The 23,442-nt window shown below is 74.1% G+C and carries 23 protein-coding genes; 12 read left to right on the top strand and 11 right to left on the bottom strand.

Annotated elements, in window-relative coordinates:
* Nucleotides 1-58: 58 nt before the first annotated feature.
* Complete coding sequence (locus tag CC117_RS00535) at nucleotides 59-1,948, bottom strand: glycoside hydrolase family 15 protein (RefSeq protein WP_071081737.1); 1,890 nt, start codon at nucleotides 1,946-1,948, stop codon at nucleotides 59-61.
* 216 nt (nucleotides 1,949-2,164) lie between these two features.
* Here CC117_RS00535 and CC117_RS00530 point away from each other — a divergent pair, with 216 nt between their 5' ends.
* Nucleotides 2,165-2,566 carry a hypothetical protein gene (locus CC117_RS00530; RefSeq protein ID WP_071081736.1) on the top strand — a complete coding sequence of 134 codons (402 nt, stop codon included), beginning with the start codon at nucleotides 2,165-2,167 and terminating at the stop codon, nucleotides 2,564-2,566.
* A gap of 190 nt (nucleotides 2,567-2,756) precedes the next feature.
* Here CC117_RS00530 and CC117_RS00525 read toward each other — a convergent pair whose 3' ends face one another.
* Nucleotides 2,757-3,260 (bottom strand): PGPGW domain-containing protein, encoded by a 504-nt coding sequence (locus tag CC117_RS00525; protein WP_071081735.1) that lies wholly within the window; start codon nucleotides 3,258-3,260, stop codon nucleotides 2,757-2,759.
* 486 nt (nucleotides 3,261-3,746) lie between these two features.
* On the opposite strand from CC117_RS00525, the gene CC117_RS00520 reads away from it, so the two are divergent.
* The 3 genes from CC117_RS00520 to fabI all read left to right on the top strand — a co-directional run bounded on the left by CC117_RS00520 (nucleotide 3,747) and on the right by fabI (nucleotide 6,316).
* Nucleotides 3,747-4,229 carry a cation:proton antiporter regulatory subunit gene (locus CC117_RS00520; protein ID WP_018635518.1) on the top strand — a complete coding sequence of 161 codons (483 nt, stop codon included), beginning with the start codon at nucleotides 3,747-3,749 and terminating at the stop codon, nucleotides 4,227-4,229.
* A gap of 31 nt (nucleotides 4,230-4,260) precedes the next feature.
* Nucleotides 4,261-5,475 carry a cation:proton antiporter gene (locus CC117_RS00515; protein ID WP_071081734.1) on the top strand — a complete coding sequence of 405 codons (1,215 nt, stop codon included), beginning with the start codon at nucleotides 4,261-4,263 and terminating at the stop codon, nucleotides 5,473-5,475.
* Nucleotides 5,476-5,542: 67 nt separating this feature from the next.
* The gene (gene fabI / locus CC117_RS00510) at nucleotides 5,543-6,316 is read left to right on the top strand and encodes an enoyl-ACP reductase FabI (protein WP_071081733.1); all 774 of its coding nucleotides are present in this window, start codon (nucleotides 5,543-5,545) and stop codon (nucleotides 6,314-6,316) included.
* A gap of 75 nt (nucleotides 6,317-6,391) precedes the next feature.
* Here the strand turns inward: fabI and CC117_RS00505 are convergent, their stop codons facing one another.
* The 3 genes from CC117_RS00505 to CC117_RS00495 all read right to left on the bottom strand — a co-directional run bounded on the left by CC117_RS00505 (nucleotide 6,392) and on the right by CC117_RS00495 (nucleotide 10,630).
* Nucleotides 6,392-7,117 (bottom strand): DUF5701 family protein, encoded by a 726-nt coding sequence (locus tag CC117_RS00505; protein WP_084131150.1) that lies wholly within the window; start codon nucleotides 7,115-7,117, stop codon nucleotides 6,392-6,394.
* A 345-nt stretch (nucleotides 7,118-7,462) separates the two neighbouring features.
* Nucleotides 7,463-10,309 (bottom strand): pyruvate dehydrogenase, encoded by a 2,847-nt coding sequence (locus CC117_RS37185; protein ID WP_071081732.1) that lies wholly within the window; start codon nucleotides 10,307-10,309, stop codon nucleotides 7,463-7,465.
* A gap of 12 nt (nucleotides 10,310-10,321) precedes the next feature.
* Nucleotides 10,322-10,630, bottom strand: a complete 309-nt coding sequence (locus tag CC117_RS00495; RefSeq protein ID WP_018635523.1) for a DUF167 domain-containing protein — start codon at nucleotides 10,628-10,630, stop codon at nucleotides 10,322-10,324.
* 95 nt (nucleotides 10,631-10,725) lie between these two features.
* Between CC117_RS00495 and fabG the strand changes: the two genes are divergently transcribed.
* From fabG to CC117_RS00475, 4 genes are all read left to right on the top strand, one after another.
* Nucleotides 10,726-11,442 (top strand): 3-oxoacyl-ACP reductase FabG, encoded by a 717-nt coding sequence (fabG, locus tag CC117_RS00490; RefSeq protein WP_018635524.1) that lies wholly within the window; start codon nucleotides 10,726-10,728, stop codon nucleotides 11,440-11,442.
* Nucleotides 11,443-11,567: 125 nt separating this feature from the next.
* Nucleotides 11,568-11,873: a hypothetical protein gene (locus CC117_RS00485; protein WP_071081731.1), complete on the top strand. Its 306-nt coding sequence runs from the start codon at nucleotides 11,568-11,570 to the stop codon at nucleotides 11,871-11,873.
* A 136-nt stretch (nucleotides 11,874-12,009) separates the two neighbouring features.
* Nucleotides 12,010-13,194: a ferrochelatase gene (locus tag CC117_RS00480; protein ID WP_071082021.1), complete on the top strand. Its 1,185-nt coding sequence runs from the start codon at nucleotides 12,010-12,012 to the stop codon at nucleotides 13,192-13,194.
* Nucleotides 13,195-13,353: 159 nt separating this feature from the next.
* Nucleotides 13,354-13,869 (top strand): DUF3090 family protein, encoded by a 516-nt coding sequence (locus tag CC117_RS00475; protein WP_026310709.1) that lies wholly within the window; start codon nucleotides 13,354-13,356, stop codon nucleotides 13,867-13,869.
* Between the two features lie 64 nt (nucleotides 13,870-13,933).
* Here the strand turns inward: CC117_RS00475 and CC117_RS00470 are convergent, their stop codons facing one another.
* Genes CC117_RS00470 through CC117_RS00455 form a run of 4 tightly spaced genes read right to left on the bottom strand, consistent with a single transcriptional unit; the run spans nucleotide 13,934 to nucleotide 17,979 of the window.
* Complete coding sequence (locus CC117_RS00470; protein ID WP_071081730.1) at nucleotides 13,934-14,701, bottom strand: hypothetical protein; 768 nt, start codon at nucleotides 14,699-14,701, stop codon at nucleotides 13,934-13,936.
* A 30-nt stretch (nucleotides 14,702-14,731) separates the two neighbouring features.
* A complete protein-coding gene (locus CC117_RS00465; RefSeq protein ID WP_071081729.1) occupies nucleotides 14,732-15,547 on the bottom strand; it encodes an SGNH/GDSL hydrolase family protein in 816 nt (271 codons plus the stop codon).
* A 12-nt stretch (nucleotides 15,548-15,559) separates the two neighbouring features.
* Nucleotides 15,560-16,729, bottom strand: coding sequence for a glycosyltransferase (locus CC117_RS00460; RefSeq protein ID WP_071082020.1), 1,170 nt, complete (start codon nucleotides 16,727-16,729; stop codon nucleotides 15,560-15,562).
* On the bottom strand, nucleotides 16,726-17,979 hold the full coding sequence (locus tag CC117_RS00455) for a glycosyltransferase family 4 protein (protein ID WP_198541678.1): 1,254 nt from the start codon (nucleotides 17,977-17,979) through the stop codon (nucleotides 16,726-16,728). The genes CC117_RS00460 and CC117_RS00455 overlap by 4 nt, the downstream gene beginning before the upstream one ends.
* A gap of 247 nt (nucleotides 17,980-18,226) precedes the next feature.
* Here CC117_RS00455 and CC117_RS00450 point away from each other — a divergent pair, with 247 nt between their 5' ends.
* Entirely contained in the window at nucleotides 18,227-18,799 is a 573-nt protein-coding gene (locus tag CC117_RS00450; protein WP_071081727.1) for a DUF3099 domain-containing protein, read from the top strand.
* A 33-nt stretch (nucleotides 18,800-18,832) separates the two neighbouring features.
* Here the strand turns inward: CC117_RS00450 and CC117_RS00445 are convergent, their stop codons facing one another.
* Nucleotides 18,833-19,483, bottom strand: coding sequence for an NADPH-dependent FMN reductase (locus CC117_RS00445; protein ID WP_321572564.1), 651 nt, complete (start codon nucleotides 19,481-19,483; stop codon nucleotides 18,833-18,835).
* A gap of 116 nt (nucleotides 19,484-19,599) precedes the next feature.
* Between CC117_RS00445 and CC117_RS00440 the strand changes: the two genes are divergently transcribed.
* From CC117_RS00440 to CC117_RS00430, 3 genes are all read left to right on the top strand, one after another.
* Complete coding sequence (locus CC117_RS00440; protein ID WP_071081725.1) at nucleotides 19,600-20,103, top strand: MarR family winged helix-turn-helix transcriptional regulator; 504 nt, start codon at nucleotides 19,600-19,602, stop codon at nucleotides 20,101-20,103.
* 111 nt (nucleotides 20,104-20,214) lie between these two features.
* The gene (locus CC117_RS00435; RefSeq protein WP_071081724.1) at nucleotides 20,215-21,396 is read left to right on the top strand and encodes a CaiB/BaiF CoA transferase family protein; all 1,182 of its coding nucleotides are present in this window, start codon (nucleotides 20,215-20,217) and stop codon (nucleotides 21,394-21,396) included.
* A gap of 16 nt (nucleotides 21,397-21,412) precedes the next feature.
* Nucleotides 21,413-22,258, top strand: a complete 846-nt coding sequence (locus tag CC117_RS00430) for an SAM hydrolase/SAM-dependent halogenase family protein (RefSeq protein WP_071081723.1) — start codon at nucleotides 21,413-21,415, stop codon at nucleotides 22,256-22,258.
* A gap of 33 nt (nucleotides 22,259-22,291) precedes the next feature.
* Here the strand turns inward: CC117_RS00430 and pucL are convergent, their stop codons facing one another.
* Nucleotides 22,292-23,200, bottom strand: a complete 909-nt coding sequence (gene pucL / locus CC117_RS00425; RefSeq protein WP_071081722.1) for a factor-independent urate hydroxylase — start codon at nucleotides 23,198-23,200, stop codon at nucleotides 22,292-22,294.
* Nucleotides 23,201-23,442 lie beyond the last annotated feature (242 nt).

Below are 23,442 nucleotides of genomic sequence, written 5' to 3'. Positions count from 1 at the left end.
CGGACCGGGCGCACAGACCGGTCCCCTGATCCGGGGACCAGTATCCCGGCGGTGCTGGTCAGCCGAAGAAGTGGCCCGGGGGGTGCGCCCGGTCCGCCCGGGAGCGGGGGCGCCCGCGCAGGGCCTCGGTGAGCGTCCGCGCCGTGTTGACCAGCGGGACGTGGCTGAACGCCTGCGGGAAGTTCCCGGTCATCCGGCCCAGCTTCGGGTCGTACTCCTCGGCGAGCAGCCCGACGTCGTTGCGCAGCGCGAGCAGGCGCTCGAACAGCTCCTGCGCCTCGTGCACCCGGCCCGACAGCGCGTAGTTGTCGGCCAGCCAGAAGGTACAGGCGAGGAAGGCACCCTCACCGGCTGGCAGGCCGTCCACGGCGCCGTCCTCGGCGGTCGGGTAGCGCAGGACGAATCCGTCCTCCATCAGCTCCCGCTCGATGGCCGCGACGGTGCCGACCACCCGCGGGTCCGTCGCGGGGAGGAAGCCGACCAGCGACATGTAGAGCAGGGCGGCGTCGAGCTCCTTCGAGCCGTAGTACTGGGTGAACGTGTTGCGTTCACTGTCGAAGCCGCGCGCGCACACCTCGCGGTGGATCTCGTCGCGCAGCGCGGACCACCGCTCGACGGGGCCGGGCAGCCCGGACTCGACGATGCCGCGCACCGCCCGGTCGGCGGCGACCCAGGCCATCACCTTCGAGTGGACGAAGTGCCGGCGCGGGCCGCGGACCTCCCAGATGCCCTCGTCGGACTTGCGCCAGCCGGTCTCCAGGAAGTCCATCAGCTTGGTCTGCAGCGGCCAGGAGTCGTCCCGGCCGTTGTCCTCGGGGGCGTGGATCCCGGCGTGGAACAGGTCGCGGGCCGCGCCGTTGCGGCGGTTGGCGACGGCCACCCGGGCCACGTGCAGGGCGTCCAGGACCTCGCCGTAGACGTCCAGCTGGAACTGGTCGACGGCGGCGTTGCCCACCCGCACAGGGGAGGAGTTCTCGTAGCCCGGCAGCCACGGGACCTCGTACTCGGGCAGCCGGCGCTCACCCGCCACGCCGTACATGATCTGCACCCGGGACGGGTCACCCGCCACTGCCCGCAGCAGCCACTCCCGCCAGGCGGTCGCCTCGCTGGTGAAGCCCGCGTCGAGCAGGGCCAGCAGGGTGATGGTCGCGTCCCGCAGCCAGCAGTAGCGGTAGTCCCAGTTGCGGACGCCGCCGATGTGTTCGGGCAGTGAGGTGGTGACCGCCGCGACGATGCCGCCGGTCGGTGCGTAGGTGAGCGCCTTGAGGGTGATCAGCGAGCGGCGCACCGCCGGCTGCCACTGGCCGTCGTAGGTGCAGCCGGCCATCCAGTCCGACCACCAGGCCTCGGTCTGGCTGATCATCCGGCGGATGTCCTGCGGCGCGGGAGCCGGCTCGTGCGAGGGCCGCCAGGTCAGCGAGAACGGCACCGACTGCCCGGCGGACACGCTGAACTCGGCGTAGGTGGCCATGTCGTGCCCCTCCATCGGGGCGGTGGTCCACAGCGTCACCGAGTCGGGGCCGGCGATCGCCGCGACGGAGTGCTCGTCGAGCCGGCGCACCCAGGGCACGATCGAGCCGTAGTCGAACCGGAACCGGGTCTCGGAGCGCATCCGGACCGCGCCCTGGAGGCACTCCACCAGCCGCAGCACGACATGGGCGCCGGCCCGGGGGAACATCGCGTCGACGATGCGTACGGTGCCCGAGGCCGTGGTCATGTCGGTCTCCAGCACCAGGGTGTCACCCCGGTAACGGCGGCTGACGCCGAGTACCGGCTCCACCGGAGCGATCTTCCAGTGGCCCGACTCGTCGTCCCCGAGCAGCGCGGCGAAGCAGGCCGGGGAGTCGAAGCGAGGCAGGCACAGCCAGTCGATCGAGCCGTTGCGCGAGACGAGCGCCGCAGAGTGGGTGTCGCCGATCAGCGCGTAGTCCTCGATCAGGGATGGCACGGCGTTCTGGTCTCCTCGCTCGAATCAGTACCATGTATCTCTGACAGTGATGCGCAGATCACACCGGGTGGTGCCGGCGGGCTCCTCGTGCTACGCCGCGCAAGGCCGTTCACCTTACGGACCCGCTGGACGGAATACGTTGACAGTGCCGGTGTCCGCCGCGGCGAGACGCTCACCGGACCAGATTTCGTGCCCCGCTGTGACAGGRATCGCCTGATGACGACGACCTCCCGTGCCCCCTGGCTGGGCCAGACGCTGCGCTACCTGGCTGATCCGCGCCGTCGGGCGGCGGTGGTCCTGGGCGCACTGGCGACCGTCGGCCTGGTCGTGTTCGGTGTCTACGCCGTCCTGGACGGCCCGCCGCCGAAGGTGGAGGCCGTCGTGGTCTTCGCCGCCGAGGCGACCACCGCGGAGAAGGAGGCCGTGCGCGCCGCCTGTCCGACCGTCGGGAACGCCCGGCAGGAGCCGCCCGACACCAGCGGCCTGGCCACCAGCCGCGCCTACCCGCTGCGTTACGACATCGCGCAGGCGTCGTCGGCGGACCGCGCGGCGATCTACCGCTGCGTGCAGGGCCAGCCGAAGGTGGTGGGCGTGAGCGAGTTCACGCAGGGCCAGTAGCCGGCCCGACCAGGGAGCGGGCGCACCGCTCCTGGAACGGGCACCGTCCGAGGCGTGGGCACCGCGGTTGCCGCTCGCACCGCGGTTGCCGCTCGCACCGCGGGTGCCGCTCGCACCGCGGGTGCTGCGGTTGCCGCTCGTGCGGTGGGCGCGGCTCGTGCCGTGGGTACCGCCGCGCGCGGCGCTGCCGTCAGCGCTGCCGCTCGTGCTCGCGCGCCCGCTTCTCCTCCGCCTGGTGCTCCTGCTCCTCGCGCTGCTCCAGCAGCTCGGCCGGGGTTGGCAGGCCGGCTTCGCGGGCCTGCCTGGCCTGCCAGAGGCTGACGAACATCGTCGCCAGCACCACCAGGCCGGAGAAGATCAGGCTGCCGCCCGACCAGGGGGACGAGGCGGGCAGCGTGTCGACCACGATCCAGGCGACTCCGGCCGCGATCATGCCGAGCCCGAAGACGATGGTGAACGCCGTGGAGAACGGGTTCGCGGCGGCCTGGTCCGCCAGGTCGGCAGCCTTCTGACGGGCCTGTTCGAACCGGTGCCGGGCCCACTCGTACTCGAGGCTGAGAATGAAGAAGCCCAGCGCGATGATGAGGAACCCCGGCCCCGGCAGCGCCAGCATCGCGATGCCGAGCCCGAGCACGGCGAGCCCGAGCACGGTGAGAACGATCCGTCGGGCGAGCCGGGCGCTTCGATTGAGCACGGTGTCGTCTTCCCGGCCCTGAGCGGGCCTTTGAGTCTCGCGCCCGGCGTGCGGGCCGCTGTCGGTCGGCTGCCTCGGCGGGCCGGTGACTGCCGCGGGTGGCATGCGCCGTCTTCCGACCGGCTCAACGCCCTGTGCTGCACGGGGCGTTCCCGCCTGGCCGGCGGGTGAACCGGCAGGTGGTGGACGTCCCCCCCTGCAGTGTGCGTGATGTGTCCCCGGTCGGGAGGCGGAACGCCTGTCGCTATCGCGTCATCACTCGGCCCGACCCGGGCCTATCGGTCGACCGGGCTAGGGTGGCGGGAAGTGGAACCGGGCGGGCCGCGCCGACGTCACAATGGGCGGGCCACCCGGTATGCCGCTGGTGTCGTGGATGCGTCGGACATCGCGGATGCCCGGCGTCACGGGTGAGCCTCAGGGGTCGAATGCCGCCCTGGGTGCCGGGTTGTCCCGGAGCCCCACGTCAGTGCTGACGGAGGATGTGAAGTGGACCTCGAGGAGACCCCGCTGCCCGGAATCGGGCTGCGGCACGACTTCAGCACCCGTTCGGGACGCCGGCTCGGTGTGGTGAGCCGGCACGACGGGCGCAGGGACCTGGTCATCTACGACGCGGAGGATCCGGACGCATCCCGCGAATCGATTACGCTGACCCCGGAGGAAGGGGACGTGCTCTCCGAACTGCTCGGCGCCCCGCACATCGTGCAGCGGCTGGCGGACATCTCGCGGGCCTTCGCCGGGCTTGTCGGGGAGCAGATCGAGATCGCCGCCGGGTCGCCGTACGCGGACCGGCTGCTGGCTGCCACCCAGGCACGTACCCGTACGGGCGCGTCCATCGTGGCGGTCGTGCGGGACCACCAGGTGCTCGCCTCTCCCCGACCGGACTTCCGGTTCCGCGCCGGCGACATCGTCGTCGTCGTGGGCACCCCGGAGAACACCGCCGCGGTCGGCCGGCTGCTCCGCGACGGCTGACCGGCCTGACAGAAGGAGCGACCGGACACCGGTGCACGACACAGCGACGACCTTTCTGGAGCTTGGCGCCGTCCTGTTCGTGCTGGGGGTGCTCGGTCACCTGGCGTCACGGGTCGCCATCTCGCCGATCCCCCTGTATCTCCTGGCCGGCCTGGCCTTCGGGCATGGTGGCGTGATTCCCCTCGGCGCGAGCGAGGAGTTCATCGAGATCGGCGCCGAGATCGGCGTCATCCTCCTGTTGCTCACGCTGGGGCTCGAGTACACCGCCGAGGAGCTCCTGCACGGCCTGCGCAGACAGGCGCCCGCCGGCGCGCTCGACCTGACGCTGAACGCCCTGCCCGGTGTGGTCGCCGCGCTCGTGCTCGGGTGGGGGCCGCTCGCCGCGGTGGTCATGGGCGGCGTGACGGCGATCTCCTCGTCCGGGATCATCGCCAAGGTGCTGGGGGATCTCGGCCGCCTCGGTAACCGCGAGACCCCGGTGGTGCTGTCGGTGCTGGTCCTCGAGGACCTCGCGATGGCCGTCTACCTGCCGGTGCTGACCGCGATGCTGGCTCACCACACCGTCGCCCGTGGGTCGCTGACCGTCGCGGTGGCGCTCGGTGCGCTCGTTCTCGTCCTCTACATCGCGCTGAAGCACAGCGAGAAGGTCACCCTCCTCGTCTACAGCGCCCGCTCGGACCGCAACGACGAGGTGCTGCTGCTGCGCTCGCTGGGCCTCACGCTCTTCGTGGCCGGCGTGGCGCAGCGGATGCAGGTCTCCGCCGCGGTCGGAGCGTTCCTCGTCGGCATCGCGCTGTCCGGGCCGGTCGCGGAGGGCGCGCGCGAGGTGCTGACCCCGTTGCGGGACCTGTTCGCCGCGGTCTTCTTCGTCTTCTTCGGGCTGCAGACCGACCCGGTCGACATCCCACCGGCCCTGCTCACCGCTTCCCTGCTCGCGATCGCCGGCGTCATCACCAAGGTCGCCACCGGCTGGTGGGCGGCCCGCCGGGCGGGCATCGCGACGATGGGCCGCTTCCGGGCCGGCGCGGCGCTGGTCGCCCGCGGCGAGTTCTCCATCGTCATCGCCGGGCTCGCCGTCGCCGCGGGCGTCAACCCGCGGCTCGGCCCGCTGGCCGCCTGCTACGTCCTGCTGATGGCCGTGCTCGGCCCGCTCGCGGCGCGATTCGTGGAACCGATCGTGCGGACGGTGCGCAACTGGTGGCGGTCCCGGCGGCCCCCGGAGGCCATGACTCCGCGGGACGCCTGAAAGTCGGGCCGCGAATCTGCGCCCCGGTGGCGGGAATCACCCGCGATGTTTGGCAGGATGACGCTCCATGAGCGGACTTCTCGAAGGCAAGCGCGTTCTCGTCACCGGCGTCCTGACCGAGGCGTCCATCGCGTTCAGCGTTGCCCGCATCGCGCAGGAACAGGGCGCCTCGGTGGTCCTCACCGGGTTCGGGCGTGGCCTGTCGCTCACCCGCCGCATCGCCCGCCGCCTGCCGACCGAGGCCCCGGTCGTCGAGCTCGACGTGACTGACGAGGAGCACCTGGCCGGCCTGTCCGCCAAGGTCCTCGAGCACGTCGACGGGCTCGACGGCGTGCTGCACGCGATCGGTTTCGCCCCGGAGTCCGTGCTGGGCGGCAAGCCGTTCGTCGAGGCCGCGTGGTCCGAGGTCAGCACCGCACTGCAGGTCTCCACCTGGTCCCTGGCGTCGCTGACCCGCGCCACCCTGCCGCTGTTCGGCGAGCGGGCCAGCGTCGTCGGGCTCGACTTCGACGCCACCGTCGCCTGGCCGTCCTACGACTGGATGGGTGTCGCCAAGGCGGGGCTGGCGTCGGCGACCCGCTACCTGGCCCGTGACCTCGGCCCGCGCGGAGTCCGGGTCAACCTGGTCTCGGCCGGCCCGCTGCGGACCATGGCGGCCAAGTCCATCCCCGGCTTCGGCCAGTTCGAGGAGGTCTGGGGCACCCGCGCGCCGCTCGGCTGGGACATTCAGGACACGACGCCGGCCGCGCAGGCCTGCGTCGCGCTGCTGTCGGAGTGGTTCCCCGCCACGACCGGCGAGATCGTGCACGTCGACGGCGGGTTCCACGCCATCGGGGTGTGAGCGCCGCCCGGGCGCGGGCCGGGGCCTGACCCGGTCCGCACCGGCCGCGCCCGGGCGGGCGCCCGGCGGGCTGGGTCAGCCGTGCCGGGCCGCGGCGGACGCGGTGCCGAGCCAGGTGTGCGGGTTGCCCTCCCAGCACCATCCCAGCTTCGGCGCCCGGCCGGAGATCCACATCGCCGGCACCCGGCGGTCACCCCGCCGTGATCCGGAGAGCATGAAGCAGTTGTTCTTCTCCAGCGCCTCCGGGAAGTGGGTGACCACGGCGATCCCCTCGTGGATCGTCAGCGGCGAGCGCCCCCGCTCGAGGACCGCGGGCAGCGCGTCCGCGGGACGGATCCCGCGGAACTCCTCCCCGCGTTCGATGTCGGTCAGCAGATACACCCCGGAGTGGGGCAGGTTGAGAATCGGCAGCGGCTGGTACGGCCTGAGCCCGTCCTCGCCGTGGTTGCGGTCGACGATCCCGGTATCGGCCCGGCCGACGAGGGTGAGCAGCGGGACGAGGTCCTCGGCCCGGACAAGCTCTCCCGACACGACCAGGACGAACGGCATCCAGGACCGGGTCGCGGGCCGGTAGGGACCGGGCAGGGCGGAGTGGGCCACCGCACGCAGCGGCTCGCAGAGCGCCTCGAACTGCGCGGCGTCCATACCCGCCAGTGCCGGGTATCCCAGTCGCACCAGGCCCGCGACCTGCCGGTCGAAGGCCAGATCGAGCGGATCGGCCCAGGCCGCGGGTTCCTGCCCGCCCGGCCCGAACTCGGTGCTTCGCGCGGCGGTGCCCAATGTCGCGGCGCGGCTCGGCATGCGGCATCCCCTCGGTTTCCTGGACGAAGTGTGGCGGTGCGACGTGTGGCTGTGCGTGACCCCGGCCCTCGGCACACGACCGCGCCGTGGACCGGACGTCCCCACCTCAACGGCGCATGGTTCCGGTGGGTTCCGGCGACTGTCGGGTCGGGCAGCCACGGAAAGGGGTGGTGTCGCTTCAGCCAGTTGACGTTTCAGGTGGTTGCCCCGTCGTCTGGTAGCTGTTCTGGCTGGTCACCGCTGCAACTGGTAGCGGTGCCATCGCGTCCGTAGCTGCAGTCGGTAGCCGCTCCGGCGGCTGCCGTTTCGGGYGGGGAAGGCCACCCAGCACAGGTGGTGGCTRCCTCAGCTGTCGGCCGCCTCGTCGATCAGGTCGAGGGCCGCGCCGACGATGGTCGCCGCGTCCACCGGTACCCGCTCGCCTGCGGGCGGCGGCGGTGCCGGCGCGGATGCCGGTCCCGGCGCGGCCGAACCGAGCGTGGTGATGTGCGCCCCGTGCACTCCCGCGAGGAAGCTCAGCGCGCGCGGGTCACCGTCCACCACCGTCAGCAGCGGTCCGCGCCGGCCGGGCGGGAACAGCTCGGCCAGGATGGCCTCGTCTGCGTCGGCCAGCCCCCGGCGGGCCTGCAGCGCGTCGAACAGCAGATCGGGGGATGTCACGCAGACCACGCCGATCTCCTGGCGCAGCCCCGCGCTGAGCTCGTCCGCGGCGCGCAGCACCTCCGGCATGACCGCGCCCATGCCGACCAGGGTCACGGGTGCCGTCGGCTCGCCGCTGCGCAGCCGGTAGCCGCCCGCGAGCACCGCGGCGCGCCGCCGCCACCAGGAGGCAGTGTCGGTGGGCAGGGCTGCCAGCCGCTGGTCGACCGGCCGCGCGCTCAGCCTGATCAGGCTGGACGCCCCGTCGACCCGGCCGAGCCGGTCCAGCGCCGCGAACAGGCACCAGACGAGGTCCTGCGCGAAGGCCGGCTCCCAGCCGGTGATCCCGGGCACGCTGACCTGGCCGTGCCGCCAGCCGCCCGGGCGGGCCGGGTCGACCCCGGTGTCCGCGACGGCGAGCAGCGACCGCCCGTCGCCGGCGCCGCTGCTCGCCCAGCCGGGCAGCACCCGGGGGACCGCCATCTCGTCGGCGACGCCGATCGGCAGCAGCGGCAGCCCGAGCCGGCTCCAGGCGACGCCGAGCGACGCCAGCACGCCACCGAACGCACTCGCCGACAGCCCGCCGGCGACGTGACGCCCGCCGTCGGCCGCCGGACCGTTCCGCCCTGACGCGACCGCCCCCGCAGCGTCGTCGATCCAGCCGCGGAGGACCCGGTCGCAGTTCCGGGTGGAGATCGTCACGACCGCTGAGGCCGCCTCCGGGACGAGCGCGGGCAGCTCCCGCAACGCGGTGCCGAAGATCTCCTGGGTCGACCGGAACCCCTGATAGGGATGCCCGGTGTGAGCCGGCAGGGGAGCGGGCGCGGCGAGGGTCAGCGGTGCCCGGTCGAGGTAGGACGCCACATGCCGGGCGAGTCGCCCGCCGGACGAGGCCACGGGCAGCGGCGCCGCGGAGCGGTCGCCGCTACGCCGCACCAGCTCGTGCCCCGGAGGGACCGCGGATCCCGCGGGCGGTGCGGGCGGTGCGGCCCGCCCGGGGCTGCCGGTGGGCAGCCCGGCGACGGCAGCGGCCGTCTCCCGGGCCGGGCCGGGGGTCTGTGTGGTCGGCTGGTGATCCCCGGAGCGCGGCGCTGGTGGCCCGGGGAGCGGGCCGGTGTAGGCGAACAGCACCGTGGGGCGGTCCGCGGCCACCTCGTCGAACGCGTCGATGATCAGCGGCAGGTCGTGGCCGCCCAGGTCGCGCAGTGCCGCGTGGATCTCGTCGTCGGTCAGGCCGTCGAGCAGGCGGCTCACCCCGATCCCGGCGGCGCCCGGACCGGCGAGCCGGCGCCGCAGCTCCGGGCCGTCCAGGTGGAGCAGGGAGAGGTACTCGGCCGGCGCCATCGCGTCGAGCCGGGCGCGCAGCGCGACGCCGCCGGGGGCACCGAACAGGGCGCTGAGCCGGCGGCCGTACCGCAGGGTCAGCACCTGCCAGCCGGCGGCTTCGAACATCCGCGCCGCCCGTGCGGGCGACCCGACCCCGCCCGGTGGGATGCCGGCCGTGCCGGCCGCCTCGCCCGGCACGGCGCCGGTGACCAGGACCACCCAGAAGAGCTCGCCCAGATGCGAGACCCGTTCGTCGGTCACGGCCTCCCAGACGGTGGAGTCACGCAGCTCGGCGAAGTCGATGAGGCAGATCTGCCGGCCGTGCGGCGCCCGGTCGAACCGCGTGCCGGCGAACCGGCCGGCCAGCGCCGACCAGATCGTCCCCGTCGGTCCGACGTTGCCCGCCCCGGTCGCCCGCGGGGCCTGCCGCCGCGCCGCGCCGGCCAGGTCGGTGGCACCGCCGGTGCCGCCGATACCCGCGGGGACGAGCGTCGTCGCCGCGCCGCCTGCCCACGTTCCTGTTCCTGGCGGTGGTGACGCGTCTGGTGCGGGTGTGTCCGATGCGGGTGTGTCCGGCGCGCCGGGAACCGGCGGAAGCCCCTCGGCGGCGGTGCGCAGCACCTGGTGGACGGCCCCGAGCAGCGGGCCCGCGTGCGGCGTGACCAGGACCCTGTCCTCGACCCGCAGCGTGTCGAACCACAGCGCGGCGGCGACGGTCGAGGCCGCCGCGCACATCGCCCGGTCGGCGTCGGCGTTCCGCGGGGCGCGTGCCCCGGTGGACTCCGCGTGGTCGATACCGGCCGCGGCGATCGCCCGCAGCTGACCCTCGACCGCGGCGAGCGCGCCCAGATCAAGCACGCCGCCGGGCGGTCCCGGAACGATCTCGGCGGCAGGGGGCTCGCCGAGGGGGCGATCGACGCTGTCGCCGACGGGCGGAGTGACCTCACCCGCCGTTCGGTCCCCGCCCACGCTCTCGGCCCCGCCGAGCTGGTGGGGGGCGCCTGCGGTGGCTGTCGGGCCGGCACTGTGGCTCGGGCCCGCGATGTCCACGGGGCCGGCGGCGACGCCGGGCGCCACCTCGTCCACCGCGGGCCCCGGCCCCGGTCCGGGCCCGCCGGTGGGGCCTGGCGGCCCGGTCGTCAGTTCGTCATGTCGCCCATGCCCGCCCGGTACGTACTCGCCCCCGGCGCGGATGTCCGTCCTGCGCACTCCCCGTCTCCGTCCCATCGCGCCGCCGAACTACCGGGAGTCCAGACGTGCGGACGGGGCGGAATGTTGCGCGAGCGCCGCGAGCCGGGGTGCGAGGACGTCCGGCGGTGCGTCGACCTCCACGAACTTGACCTTTCCGATCGAGCGGCTGAGCGTGACGTCCGCCCGCCGCACTCCCAGCGCCGCCGCGAGCGCACGCAGCGCAGCCTCGTTGGCGCGCCCAGCGACCGCGGGCTCCCGCACGCGCACCACCAGCAGCTGACCGTGGGTGGGATCGGCCGTTGTCGGCCCCACCGCGGTCCGGTCGGACGCGGGACGCACCCGGATCGCAACGCGCATCCCACTATCGTCCCTGACGGGTCGAGGCGCCGGACCGGCGAGTGTCACGGGTGCCTGCGTTCCTTGTGGTGCGTCCGGCCGCTACGATCCCGGCCATGGTCGAGAACGAGGGTCGCGTGGCGCTGGTGACGGGTGGCAACCGAGGGATCGGGGCAGCCTGCGCGGCTGCGCTCGCCGCCTCGGGGGACCGGGTCGCCGTGGCCAGCCGCGGCGGYGAGGCGCCGGCCGGGATGCTCGGGGTGCGGCTCGACGTGACCAGCGCCGACAGCGTCGACAAGGCGTTCGCCGAGGTCGAGGCGGAGCTCGGGCCGGTCGAGATCGTCGTCTCCAACGCCGGGGTCGTTCGCGACACCCTGCTGCCGATGATGTCGGAGGACGCCTTCCAGGAGGTCGTCGACACGAACCTGCTCGGCGCCTACCGGGTGGCCAAGCGTGCGTCCCGCTCGATGATCCGCCGCCGGACCGGGCGGTTGATCTTCGTCTCGTCCGTGGTCGGGCTTTCCGGCGGGCCGGGGCAGTCGAACTACGCCGCGTCCAAGGCGGGTCTCGTGGGCTTCGCCCGGTCGCTGGCGCGGGAGCTCGGCGGGCGCGGAATCACGTCCAACGTGGTCGCGCCGGGGCCCATCCGCACCGACATGACCGACGCGCTGACCGACGCGCAGCGGGAGTACCTGATCTCGCACGCGCCCGCGGGACGGATGGGTGACCCGGCCGAGGTCGCCGCCGCCGTGGTCTTTCTCGCCTCGCCCGGCGCCGCCTACGTCAACGGCGCGGTGCTCCCGGTCGACGGCGGCGCGGGCATGGGCCACTGACGGGGCGTGCCGCCCGCGGTCGACGTGGCAGGCGCGGTGGGCCACGGTAGAACCGGCGGGCAGCCAGACGCCCGTCACCGGTGCGCCGTGCCTGGCGGCGTGCGGGCTGCTCGGAGGTGGCTGCGGTGAGCATGATCAGGGTTGAGCCACATGGGGGCCGCGACTTCGCGGTGGAGATCGCGGAGGAGACGGCGCCGGGGGCGACCGCGCGCACGTTCTCCTACCGGGTGCGGGTGGACGACGCCGTGATCGCGGCCCTGGAGCTGGACCCCGACGACGACGCGGGACTGAGCGCGCTGGTCCGGGAGTCGTTCGGCTACCTGCTCGCCCGCGAGCCGGCGAGTTCGATCCTGCCGGACTTCGATCTCTCCACGATCTCCCGGTACTTCCCGGGATACCTGGACGAGATCCGCTCCAGGGTGCCGCGCTGACCCGACCCGTTCCACCCGTGCGCGGAGGTGCCACCGCCGCTGGGACGCCGGTCGGCCGTGCGGGACGCGGGAGACACGCGGCGATACCGCGAGGAGAATCAGGGCGAATCGGGCACAACGAGGGGAGGGGGTGCTGGTGACCGCCGACTCCGCACCGGCCGGCCACGGGGTCGACGTGGACGCGCTGCTCCTGGTGTCGTTCGGTGGTCCCGAGGGCCCGCAGGACGTCCTGCCGTTTCTGCGTAACGTCACCCGCGGTCGTAACGTGCCCGACGAGCGTCTCGCCGAGGTCGCCGCGCACTACGACCACTTCGGTGGCCGCAGCCCGATCAACGACCAGAACCGGGCGCTGCTGCGCGCGCTGCGTGAGCGGCTCGCGCCGCTTCCCGTCTACTGGGGCAACCGCAACTGGGCGCCGTACCTGACCGACACGGTGGCCCGGATGCGGGCGGACGGAGTGCGCCGCGCTGCCTGTTTCGTCACGGCGGCGTTCGCCTCCTACTCGGGATGCCGGCAGTACCGCGAGGACCTCGCGTCCGCTCTGGGCGAGGCCGGGCCGGGTGCCCCCGACCTCGTCAAGCTGCGGCTGTTCTTCGACCATCCCGGCTTCGTCGAGCCGATGGTCGACCACTGCGTGCGGGCGCTCGGCGAGCTGCCGGAGCCGGTCCGCGCCGGCGCTCCGCTGGTGTTCACCGCCCACGCGCTCCCGCTGGCACAGGCGGTGGCGAGCGGGCCGGACGGCGGCGCCTACGAGCGGCAGCTGCGCGCCGCCGCCGCGGTGATCGCGGAACGGGTCGGGCAGCGGGTGGGCGGGCGCCATCCGTGGCAGCTCGCCTACTGCAGCCGCAGCGGCCCGCCGCACGTCCCGTGGCTCGAGCCGGACGTCAACGACGCCCTGGCGGCGCTGGCCACCGGCGGGGCCGGATCCGCGGTGATCGTGCCGGTCGGTTTCGTCAGCGACCACATGGAGGTCGTCTACGACCTGGACGTCGAGGCGGCGGGAACCGCCCGGCGCCACGGCCTGGCGGTGGCCCGGGCAGGCACGGTCGGCACCGACCCCCGATTCGTCGACATGGTGGCGGACCTGCTCGCCGAGCGCCGGTTCCCCGGCTGGGAGCGGCCTGCGCTGAGCACCGAGGGGCCTGCCCACGACGTCTGCCCGCTGCACTGCTGTGATCCCGCGCGCCCGCGCCCGGGTACCGGTACGGCAGCCGCGGGTGGGACGGGGCCGGGTGGCACCCGCGGGCCCGCCAGCCCGGGCAGGAGGCGCCCGGCCGCAGCCGGTGTGCCCGCCGACCTGCACGTGCACGGCCCGGGGTGACCAGGCGTGCCGGGGTGGGGAACCGGCCCCTGGCAGCGGTTCCGCCGGTCCCGGGATGGTGAACCCGGTGACGAAGCGACGATACTGGTTGAGGAGCGGGCAAGCGTGTCGCGGCCCGTATCCCCATCCGCAGGCGAATCAGACGGAGCGATCCGAGACATGCAGCGATTTGTGTTCGACCCGCCGGAGCGGTTCGTGGTCGGAACCGTCGGGCAGCCCGGGGACCGTTCGTTCTTCCTACAGGCCGCGGCCCGCGGCCAGCTCGTGACGGTCGGTCTGGAGAAGACCGAGGTGACCGCGCTCGCCGAGGGCCTCACGGCCCTGCTCGGCCAGGTCGGCCAGACCCAGGGGATCCCGCTTCCCACCGCCGGTGAGGTCGACGTCGACCTCGCCCCGCTCGACGCCCCGTTCGAGGAGGACTTCCACCTCGGTCAGCTCACCGTCTCCTGGGACGGCCAGCGCGTGTTCGTCGAGGCTGCCGGCCTGTCGCAGGGGGAGACCCGGGTCGCCGAGGGCGACAGCGAGGTCGACTCGCTGCGGGTCGGCCTGTCGATCGAGCAGACCAAGGCCTTCATCGAACGGGCCCGCAGCATCGTCGCCGCCGGCCGGCCGCCCTGTGTGCTGTGCGGGCGCCCGGACGACCCGGGCGGCCACTTCTGCCCACGCCTGAACTGACTGCCCGTCCCACGTCCCGCCTGCTCCCGCACCTCTCCGAGGCATCCAGGACCACCCGACCCTCTCAGCGGGTGGCGTAGGCGGGGTCGAAGGCGTCGTAGGCGGCCTCGTAGGCGCGCCGGACCGCTGCCGACAGCCCGCGCAGCGCCGCGGTGCGGCGGCTGACCTCGCTCGCGGTGACGGCGGCCCCGTCGTCGAGCGCGGCGAGCTCGAGCAGCTTCGCGAGCAGCTCGGCGCGGGCGAGGAGGGCATGCGCGTTCGGCGGGTAGCCGGGGCCCAGGCCGGGGCCGGGCTCCGCCTCGCCCCGGTCGCGCAGCAGCGCCAGCACCTCCGGCCGCGCGCTGGCGATGTCGAGGTCGATCAGCGCGGCGGTGGTCTGGCGGATCGCGACGGACAGCTCGTGGTCGGCGGCCCGCAGCCCCGAGGGGGGCGGCGGCACCCGTGAGGCGCGCAGGACCTGCCAGTGGACGGACTCCAGCCCGCCCTCGACCGCAGGGCCGTGGACGACGAACGACGGCACGAGAGCCAGCGGCGGCGTCGGCCCGATCACCACGAGCGCCTCACCCGCGGTGAGGGCGTCCTGGTTGACGTCGGCCGGGCCCGGGAGGCTGCTGACATCGCCGGGCACGGGAAGCACCAGGCGCAGCCGCTCCGCGCCGGCGCGGCGCAGCGCGCCGAGGCCGAGCACGAGGGGCTCGTCGCCGAGAGTGTGCGGCGCGTTGCTGCCCAGGGCCTCGTGTACCCGGGTGATGACGTCGTCCAGGCCGACGAGTCCGGCCAGCCAGGCATTGCCCCAGCCGGCGACGACGCCGGAGCGAGGGGACGCGGGCATGTCGGCAAGCACATGCCTACGGTAGGGAATTCACCGGCCGGACGCGGTACCGAGTCGCCGGAAACCGGTGTTTCTTCGCGGCGGAGCCCCCCGGAGGGCCTGTGGGCGGCCCGCCAACCAGGGAACTCCGATCGTGGCGACCCATCTGAGGTGGTCGAAGGTCCCCGGCGGCGGGGGCTCGTGGCGCGGCTCCGGGATGTCGGCGAGCACCATGCCGCTCTCCCGCAGCCGGTCGGCGAACGCCCGCGCGATCAGGCGATGCCCGTGCGGTCCGGGGTGCACCCGGTCGACGTCGAAGGTGGAGCGCCGGCGTACGGCGGGATGCCGGCCCAGGTCGACCACGAGCACCCCCTTGTCACGGGCGGCCGCGGCGTCCACGGCGGCGTTGAGGTGTCCGACACGTTCGGTGAGCAGACGTCCGAGGGGGCCCGGAAGGGGGAGCAGCCCGCCCGGGTCGGGCAGCCTGGCGGTCAGGACGACGGCCCCGTCGCTCCGGAGCCGGCCGATGCTCCACACCAGGTCCTGGCGCAGCCGCAGCGGGTCGAAGGCCGGTTTGAACACGTCGTTCATGCCCGCGACCACGCAGGCCAGCGCCGGGCGCAGAGCCAGCGCGACGGGCAGCTGACGGACCCTGACCTCCCGGGCGGTGGCACCCGTCCGGGCCAGGTTCTCGTAGTGGACATGCCCCGGTGGGGCCAGGGTGGCGGCCAGCAGCGCGGCGAAGCCGCGGCCGGCGAGCGCCGCCGGGGTGCGGTCGCGGCCCATGCTCACCCCGTCACCGAGCCCGGCGGTGAGGCTGTCGCCGAGCGCGACGAACCGGATCGCCTCCGGCGTGCTGTGGTCCACGTGCGACGAGGGTCAGGCGGCCACGGCCGGCGGTGCCGTGACCTCGGCTCCGTGGCAGTGCAGGAAGCCTTCCACGGTCGATGCCCAGGGGAACTGCTCGGCCCGGGCCCGGGCGGTGGTGCGGCGCCGCTCCGGGTCGATCTCCAGCAGTTCCATGGCCGCGTCGGCGAAGGTGAACCCGGTGCCCGCGGCGCTCAGGCCGCCGGCGATGTCGTCCCAGCCGTCCCCGGCACCGGCGACCAGCTCGGCGAGCGCGCTCGCGTGGTGGACGACCGGCGAGGTGCCGCTCGCCATCGCCTCCAGCGCGGCCAGCCCGAACGTCTCCACCGGCCCGGGCGCGAACGCCAGGTCCGCGGTGGCGAGCAGGCCGGCCAGCCGGGACGGGTCCGCGACGAAACCGAGGAAGGTCACCGGCAGCCCGGCCGCCAGCCGCTCCAGCCGTCCGCGGCTCGCACCGTCACCGGCGACGACGAGGCGCACCGGTACCCGGCGGCGCACCAGCTCGGCGACGGCCGCCACCGCGATGTCGACCCGCTTCTCCGGCGAGAGTCTGGTGGCCGCGACGATCAGGATCTCCCGGTCGCGGGCGAACGCGCGGCGCAGGGTGCGGTCGTGGTTGACCGGGCGGAACCGGTCGAGCTCGACCCCCAGCGGCACCTGACGCAGGTTGCCGGCACCGATGCGGACGAACTCGGCGCCGGCCCAGCGGGTCGTCGCCACCACGGTGTCGAAGGACGCGGCGAGGGCCCGGTTGGACCGGTCGGCCGCGGCCCCGACCGGAAGCACCCCGCGCAGCGGAGCGGGCGTCCACAGCCCCAGCAGCCGGTCGAGCCGCTCATGGCTGACGACGAGCGAGCGGATGCCCTGACGGCGGGCCCACCGGCCCAGCGGGCGCAGGGTCGCACGGTCATGGACCTCGAGCCGGTCCCCCCGCACCTGCTCGACGACGGCGGCGACCCGCCGCGGCTCGGCGAGGACCCGGTAGCCCGTGCGGGGGAGCGTCGGCGACCGCAGGGTGATGACCCGGGCGTGCGCCGTGCGCTCCTCGGCGTCGGCCGCACCGGGGATGATCTGCACCACCTCGTGGCCGGCCCCGGCGTAGCCCGCGGCGAGGTGCCGCAGGGTCGTCCGGATGCCGCCGGACGCCGGGGCGACGAAACTCGCCGCCTGCACAATCCTCATGCTGGCCACCTGTCGGTCGTGACGGTCGTGGTACGCCCCCGGCCTCGCGCATCGCCTGGTCGGGCGGTGGCGCCGGAGCGGCGGGTCCGGTGGACGTGGGTGCGCAGACGAGGTCGCCGTCCGGTCGCGAGCCCGGTGCCCAGGACGTCCCGGTAGTGGCCGAGAAGCTCCTCCCCGATCGTGTGCCAGTCGCAGCCCGCGACAGACGCCCGCGCGGCCGTCGCCAGCCGGGTCCGCAGCTCGGCGTCCGCCACCAGGCGCACCACCGCGCGGCGGAACGCGACCGGGTCACCGGGGGCGTAGTGCAGGCCGGTCCGTTCATGCTCGATGACGTCGAGCAGGCCGCCGGCCGCCGGGCCGACCACCGCCAGGCCGCTCGCCTTCGCCTCCTGCGCCGCCTGGCAGAACGTCTCGTGGATCCCGGTGTGGACGAACACGTCCAGGCTGGCGATGGCGGTGGACAGCTCGACGCCGGTGCGGAAGCCGAGGAAGGCGGCCCCCGGCAGCGCGCGGGTCAGCGCGGGCCGGCACGGGCCGTCCCCGACGACGACCAGCCGGGCCCCGGGCACGTCGGCGAGGGCGGAGAGCAGCTCCACCCGCTTCTCCCGGGCGAGCCGGCCGACATAGCCGACCAGGACCTCCCCGTGCGGCGCCAGCGTGGCGCGCAGGCTCTCGTCACGGTGGTCGGGGTTGAAACGCTCGAGGTCGACCCCGCGGCTCCACCGGGCGACCCGCTGCACCCCCTCCGACAGGAGGGTGTCGACCGCGTCCCAGGACGGGGCGAGGGTGCGGCTGGCGACGCGGTGGACGGTCGCCAGCCAGCGCCAGATCGAACGCTCCGCCGCCGCGAGCCCGTAGCGGGTCGCGAACGCGGCGATGTCGGTCTGGTAGACGGCGATGCTCGGCACGCCGAGGCGCCGGGCGGCGTAGGCGGCCTGGGCGCCCAGGCCGGCCGGGGCGGCGAGATGGACGACGTCCGGGCCGAACTCGCGCAGCGCCGACGCGAGGCCCGGCCAGGGTGTGGCGAAGCGGAACTCGGGGTAACCCGGCATCGGCGCGGACGGGCTCCACAGCACCGGGGCGCCGGCATAGCTCCGTGGCGCGGTGCGGCGGGCCGCCGGAGCCGGCGCGGGCGCGACGACCAGCGCCTCGTGCCCGGTGTCGCGCAGGTGCTCCAGCACACGGCACACGGAGTTCGTCACGCCATCGACCTGAGGTAGAAAGGACTCACTTACCACCGCGACTCGCACACGAGCACGGTGGCAGCGACCGACGCCCACGTGAGGACTACAGTCCGTCCGTCGCGTAAACGTTCGGATACAGCTTGGTGCGACGGGAACTCGGGGCCGGGTGGCGGATCTCGCGACGGGGATCGTTGTCTCGCCCCTGCCCCGCTGGGCAGGATGAGCAGTGGGCCGGCGGCCGTGYCGGGCCGGCACCAGACCGGCTGGTGCGGCCGGCCGGGGAGACGWGCGCCCACGTGAGCAGGCGGTAGATGTGAAGTGGCGACGGAGCGAGCCAGTACTGATCACGTCGGCGGCTGAGTCCAGACCGGAGGAGATCCGTCGCCGGGAGCAGCGTTACATCGCGACGATGTTGTTCCGGGTGGTCTGTTTCGTGCTCGCCGTCGTCGCCCTCGACGGGTGGCTGCGCATCGTCGCGGTCGGTCTCGCGATCATTCTCCCCTGGGTCGCTGTCGTCGTCGCCAACGGCGGGCCGCCGCGCTCCGACCGCCGCCAGGCCGGCTTCGCCGAGAAGGAGCCGGCACAGGCCGACCCGCACGCCCTCGCCGCCGGACACGAGGTGGTCGACGTGGACGTCGCTGACGGCGACGTCCACGTGGAGACCGACAGCACCGCCCGCGCCCCTGCCGGGCTGCCGTCCGGCCGGGCGGAACCGGTCGGACCGGCGGAACCGGCTGGACCGCAGGTGATCGACTCGGTGGTTCTCGCATCCGTCACGGTGGAGCCGGGCCCCGGAGGGCCGGCTCCGGAGAGCGGCGCGGCACCGGTGCCTGCGGCTGCCGACAGCGACCCCGCGCGCCGCGACGGCGAGGTCACCCCGGCCTGACCTCGCCGCCCGGCACCGGCGCGTGTGGCGGGGTCAGCCCGCCTTGGCGGTCTCGGCCGCGGCGGCCGCCTGGGCACGGAACACTCCGGGGGCCAGCTCGCCACCGGCGCGGGCCTTCTCCAGAGCCGACGACCACCAGGCGACATCGTCGAGCAGGATCTGCAGGCTGGCATCCGTGAACGGGTTGACCGGCTCGCCCTTCTCGTCGAACGTCTGCCCGACGAACGGCAGCACCACCGTGTTGCGCAGCGGCACCGCCTCCGCCTCGACGGCGATGTGGGCGAGGTGCTCGATCGCGCGGATCGCGCCGCTGATGCCGCCGCTGTACCCGACGCTGGCGATCGGCTTGTTCCGGAAGCCGAACGACAGCCACACGGTGTCGATGGCGTTCTTCAGCACGCCCGGCACGCTGTGGTTGTACTCCGGCGTGATGACGATGAACGCGTCGGCGCTCTTCACCTTCGCGTTCCAGGCGCGGACCAACGGATCCGAGTAGGTCGGATCGTTGATGTCGCCGATCGTGCCGAAGTGCTCGGCGAAGATCGGCAGCGGCCAGTCTCGCAGGTCGGCGACCTYGACGTCGAAGGCGCCGTGCGCCGCGGCGCGTGCCACGACCCAGGGGACCACGCTGTCGGCCGCCCGGCCGGGACGGGTGCTCCCGACGATCACCAGAAGCTTGGACACCAGCACTCTCCACTCGGTGCGCAGGAAACCGCGATACGTTCGTCAGTATCGCCGATAGTTTGTTAAAGACAAACTATCGGTACCTGACCTGTCGATGGTCAGGGTAGCCTCCAGAGATGGCAGAGCCTCCGCCGATCCTCGATCAGCAGGTGCTGCCCCTGATCGTCCAGCTCGCCCGGGTCGGCCAGCGTGCGGCCGGTATCCACATGGCCGGCTGTGTCCGCCCCCGTCAGCACTTCGCGCTCGCGCTGCTCGAGGAGCGCGGTCCGCTCAGCCAGCACCTGCTGGGCCAGGCCCTGCGGCTCGACCCCAGCAACGTCGTCGGCCTGCTCAACGAGCTGGAGACGCTCGGGCTGATCGCCCGCCGCCGGGATCCCGCCGACCGCCGGCGCCACATCGTCGAGCTGACCGCCGCCGGCGGCACCGAGCTGACCCGTACGAACGCCCGGCTCCGGCTCGTCGAGGACGAGCTCCTCGCGGCGCTGCGCCCCCAGGAGCGGGCGACGCTGCACAGCCTGCTCGTCCGCGTGGCCGGGGTGGGCGCCGCGGGCGAGGCCGCCGGGGCGTGTGAGATCGAGGCCTCCCCGTGCGGCGGCGAGGCCGAGCCGCCGCCCTGCTGATTCCCGCGCCCGACCACCACACCTGTTCCGCCGCCCGGCGGCCCGCGTGGGATTTCCGCGCGGGCACGGAACCCGCCCGGCGGGCCCGGTCCGGGCACTAGCCTGGCCTGCGTGCTTCCGCTCGCGGGTGTGACCGTCGTCAGCCTGGAACATGCTGTCGCCCTGCCGTTCGCGACCCGGCACCTCGCCGAGCTCGGGGCGCGGGTGATCAAGATTGAGCGGCCGGGCCGCGGTGACTTCGCCCGTGACTACGACCGCGCGGTGCGCGGCGGCCTGTCCGCGCACTTCTCCTGGCTGAACCGCTCGAAGGAGTCGCTCACCCTGGACCTGAAGGTCCCCGGGGCCCGGGCCGTGCTCGACCGGCTGATCGCGGGTGCCGACGTCGTCGCCCAGAACCTCGGGCCCGGCGCGGCCGCGCGCCTGGGGCTCGACGCGGCGACCCTGGTCGGGCGCCAGCCCGGGCTGGTCGCGGTGGATGTCTCCGGCTACGGGCCGACCGGCCCCTACCGGGCGAGGAAGGCCTACGACATGCTCGTGCAGGCCGAGTCGGGGCTGATCGCCGTCACCGGCAGCCCGGAGCAGCCGGCGAAGGCGGGGTTCGCCGCCGGTGACGTCGCCGCCGGCAGCTACGTCATCGAGGCGGTGCTCGCGGCCCTGCTGCGCCAGGCGCGCTCCGGTGCCGGAGCGGCCCTGCAGATCGCCATGCTCGACGCCCTCACCGAGTGGATGGGCTATCCGGTCCAGACGGTGGAGCACACCGGCACGGAGATGGCCCGGTCGGGGATCAGTCATCCCTCGATCGCCCCCTACGACGCCTACCGGACCGCCGACGGCGACGAGGTGCTGATCGGCGTCCAGAACGACGGGGAGTGGCAGCGGCTCGCGGAGGGCCCGCTGGCCCGTCCGGATCTCGCGGCGGACCCCGCTTTCGCGACGAACCAGGCCCGGGTACGCAACCGGGCCCGGACCGACGCCGTGGTCGCCGACGCCGTCGGCAGGCTGCGCACGGCCGAGCTGGAGGCGGGCCTGGACGCGGCAGGCATCGCCTACGCCCGGGTCAACGCCGTCGCGGACCTGCTCGCCCACCCGCAGCTGGCCGCCCGCGGCCGATGGGTCGAGGTGGGCTCACCGGTCGGGCCGGTGCGTCAGTCCCGCCCGGTGGTCGAGTTCCCCGGGGAGCCGGCCCGGCTGGACCCGGTTCCCGCGGTGGGGGAGCACACCGAGCGCATCCTGGGCGAGGTGGGCCTCTCCGCGGGGGAGATCGCCGAGCTGCGCGCCGCCGGCGCGATCTGACCTTCCCGGGGATGCGATGAGCTGCGTCAGCCTGACGACCGACTACGGCCTGGTGGACGGATTCGTCGCCGCCTGCCACGGCGTGCTGCTGCGCCTGGCCCCGGGAGTACCGATCGTCGACGTGACGCATCTGGTGCCGCGTGGCGACGTCCGGCGCGGGTCCGCCGTGCTGGCGGCGACGGTGCCACACCTGCCGTCCGGGGCGGCCCACGTCGCCGTGGTCGACCCTGGTGTGGGGACCGGGCGGCGTGCGCTCGCGGTCCGCACCCCGGCGGGGTTCCTGGTCGGCCCGGACAACGGGCTGCTGGTCCCCGGCGCCGAAGTGCTCGGCGGCGTGCTGGCGGCGGTGGATCTGACCGTGCCGGCGGGCACCCCGGCGACCTTCCACGGCCGGGACGTCTTCGTGCCGGCCGCCGCGGCCCTGCTGACCGGGCGCCCGCTCGACACGCTGGGCACCCCGGTCGACCCGGAGTCGCTTGTGCGGCTGCCGGCGCTGCTGGCACGGGTGTCCGCCGGCCCGGGCGGGACCCGGCTGGAGTCGGAGGTCCTGCTGGTCGACACGTTCGGCAACGTGGCCCTCGCCGCGCCCGCCGAGCTGCTCGCCGAGGCCGGCCTGCGCCCGGGCGCCCGCGCCCGTCTCACCTGTCCGCCTCCCAGCCGTGCTCTCGACCCTGGCGACCCTGGCGACCCTCTCGGCTCGGTCGAGCTCGCGGTCGGGGTGACCTTCGGCTCGGTGCGTCCCGGTGAGCTGGTGCTCTACGCAGACTCGTCGGGGCTGGCGGCGGTGGCCCGGCGGGACGGGGACGCGGCCCGGGCCCTCGGCCTCGCGCCCGGCGACCGGGTGGTCATCGCCCCGCTCTGACCGCCCGGGGCGCCCTCATCAGGAGAAGCAGGATCAGCAGAAGCCCGGCGTGCCGTACCACGCCGCGGGGGCGGCGGGGACGTCGTCGCGCAGCACCGTGCCCTCGATGAGCCCGTACGGGCGGTCGGCCGCGAGGTAGACCGAGTCGGGATTGTCCAGGCCGAACGGCGCCAGGTCGACGAGGAAATGATGCTTGTTCGGCATCGAGAGCCGTATCTCGGCGACCTCCGGGAATCTGACCAGAACTGCTTCGCCCATGCGGTGCAGGGTCTGCTGGAGGGCCAGGCTGTGTACCTGCGCGAAGGTTTCCAGCAGTGTGCGTGGTATCTCGGCGGCAAGTCGCCCGAAATCCGGGCCGCCGGTCGCCTGCCCGGTTCCCAGGTAGCGCCAACGTGCCGTCACCTCGGTGGCGAGGATCCGGTCCGACGTCTCCGCGAGGGTCGTGTACCGGTCGCGGGGGAATCCGCGGAACTCCGATCCGGTTGTTTTGAGCACCACCACTCCGGCAAGTCCGGAGACGACATGCACGGTGTCCGCCTCGACGGTCACCACGGTCGTCCGCCGGCCCCCGCCGGACCGGAGGAAGGAGTGGTCATGCGCGCGCCCGTCCGCGGTGATCCGGTCCCAGCCGGACTGCTCGATCTCGATGCGTGCCGCGGTGACCCACTCGTGACCGGACGTGAAATGACGGCCGAGCCGGATCGCGAACTGTTCGATCTCGCCGATGCCGCCTTCGCGGGCGAAGGCGTACACGACGTTCTTCTGGGTGTCGGTGGTGAGCACGTGGCTGTTGTCCCCCGCGGTGTGGGCGGCGATGAAGTCGCCGCGCAGCGCGGTGGACACGGTCAGGTCACTGATCCGGTGGACCGGGGTGGAGCGGTCGACGTGGACGAGGCGGACCTCGGCCTTGCCGTACTGGTTGGGCCCGGGAACGATGGCCATGGGCACCTTTCGTGGTCGGCGCGGCGGGCCCGGGCCGGCGCGGCGGGGGTGCGAGGGGCACGAGGCCCGCGGAGCCCGGCGGGCTCGTCTCATTGTGGCGTCGTTTCGCCCGCGTTCCCGGTCCGGCCGCACTGGCCTGTTCCGGCCAGGGGCCACCGAAGTCGGGCCGCTCGGCGTGATTAACCGGCACTTCCGGGGGGTGGTGATTGTCCGRCTGCCGACACATTCAGCTCCGGATACCG

This window comes from Parafrankia colletiae, assembly GCF_001854655.1.
GTDB lineage: Bacteria > Actinomycetota > Actinomycetes > Frankiales > Frankiaceae > Parafrankia > Parafrankia colletiae.
The sequence above is the reverse complement of the archived record's forward strand: the minus strand, read 5'-3'. Positions and strand labels throughout refer to the sequence as shown.